This is a genomic window from bacterium, assembly GCA_040756715.1.
Lineage (GTDB): Bacteria > UBA9089 > UBA9088 > UBA9088 > UBA9088 > JBFLYE01.
This window is the reverse complement of the sequence record JBFLYE010000062.1, coordinates 643-2,202: the sequence shown is the minus strand read 5'-3', so window position 1 is coordinate 2,202 and position 1,560 is coordinate 643. Positions and strand designations below refer to the sequence as shown.

Genomic DNA, 1,560 nt, shown 5'->3' with positions numbered 1-1,560 from the left:
TATTGCTCTTGCCCATCTTTTGTTTTCCGATAATATCATTCTATCTCTTCATTTGGTTGGCAGGCTGGTCGGTAGCGGTATTTCGTTGGTGCTACCTTTTCTTCCCAAGTCCAACCCGTTGCCTGCATGGGCAAGCTGGAATAACTACCACCAGTGGTTCTAACCACAACCAAGTTTTTTACCTCTTTTAACTTGCATAGCAATATAGGCAATTATGCTTACAAATTTATTGTAAAACAAACTTAATTTTCGCTTCACAATTAAGAACTTTAGCTATTTTAAGTATCATTTTTACAGGAGGTAGATATTTTCCCCTTTCTATTCTATTCAAATAAGACCTTGTTATACCTATTCTTTTAGCCAATATGGCTTGAGTTCTTATTCCTCTTTCTATTCTGGCATTATAAATCTCATTTCCTATTTCTTCTGCCAAAACGATTTCTTTTACTGTCATTTTTTCACCTCTTATATTTCTATAATTTCGCAAATATCCTTTATGTGTTTAATAGTCCCTCCTTGGACACTCAAAGCCTTTTTCCTATCTTGATGGTAATCAATACAATGTTGAGGTTCTTGATAATAGCCATTTTGCATATTATTCCAATCAAAGTAGCCTAATAGTATTTTGGGATATTCGTTTAAAGGCATTTTTAAAAAAAAGCAATAAAGCTTTTCAAATTCTTTTTGTAAAAAAGAGGTAGGGGTTTTTATCTCACAAAACCTGAACCAGCTTCCTGCCATATTTTCAATAACTTTGTGAATAATTGGGTCATCAAATATTACCGATTGCCATCCTCCTGTATTGCCCATCATTTCATAAACTTTTGTCCAAGCTTGTAAGCTTTTTTCTTCTTCTTTTCCTTTTACAGCTTGTCTTATTTCGGCGACTTTTGGAAAGGTTGCGGTTGTTCGGGTATTAACTAATCGCCACACTGCCTGTTCTATGTCATCAATAGACAAGTCTTGCAAAGCAACAAAGTAAATCTGGATTTTTTCTTTGCTTACTTCTTGAGAAAAGGCTTCTGCCAAAATCCCCATCAGTTCAATAAATCTTTTTAAGTCTTTTTTAGTCATTTTTCACCTCCTTTTTTCTAATTTTTTGCTTTTAAAAAAATTTAATTTTGTTAGCTATCATCTACAATTTCAACTTTTGCGGTCTCTCCCTCTATAATTTTTTCTTTCTTTTTCAGTTCTTCCAAAAGACTATCTACTTCTGCGGTATATTTGCTTTTGTTTCTCATCGGCTTTTCTATTTCAAGCCATAGCCTATCAAACTGCTTTCTTACCGCTTTCATAGAAAGAATATTTTTGTGCCAAAAAGTATCTTTTTGAGACCATTCTATAACTTGTCTTATTTCATTTTCGCTTCTTTTATCCATTTTTATCATTAAATCAACTTCTTTTGACCATTCCTGTAATTGACTTAAGGTTATTTTGGCTTTAGGATTATTTTCTAACATCCTTTTTTGCAATAAAATTGCTAAAAAGTGAACCCTTTTTTTCTCTTTTTCCTTTTCTCCCTTCTTTTCCCCCTTATAATCTCCCTTATTATCCCTCTTA

General features: G+C 33.0%; 4 protein-coding genes. All 4 read right to left on the bottom strand.

The window, feature by feature from the left end; translation table 11 throughout:
* Positions 1 to 35: 35 nt before the first annotated feature.
* Positions 36 to 212: a hypothetical protein gene (locus tag AB1397_02610; protein ID MEW6481883.1), complete on the bottom strand. Its 177-nt coding sequence runs from the start codon at positions 210 to 212 to the stop codon at positions 36 to 38.
* Between the two features lie 14 nt (positions 213 to 226).
* The gene (locus AB1397_02605) at positions 227 to 454 is read right to left on the bottom strand and encodes a helix-turn-helix transcriptional regulator (protein ID MEW6481882.1); all 228 of its coding nucleotides are present in this window, start codon (positions 452 to 454) and stop codon (positions 227 to 229) included.
* Between the two features lie 11 nt (positions 455 to 465).
* Complete coding sequence (locus AB1397_02600) at positions 466 to 1,074, bottom strand: DUF6475 domain-containing protein (GenBank protein ID MEW6481881.1); 609 nt, start codon at positions 1,072 to 1,074, stop codon at positions 466 to 468.
* Between the two features lie 50 nt (positions 1,075 to 1,124).
* The coding region (locus AB1397_02595; protein MEW6481880.1) for a hypothetical protein at positions 1,125 to 1,560 on the bottom strand (436 nt) is incomplete at its 5' end.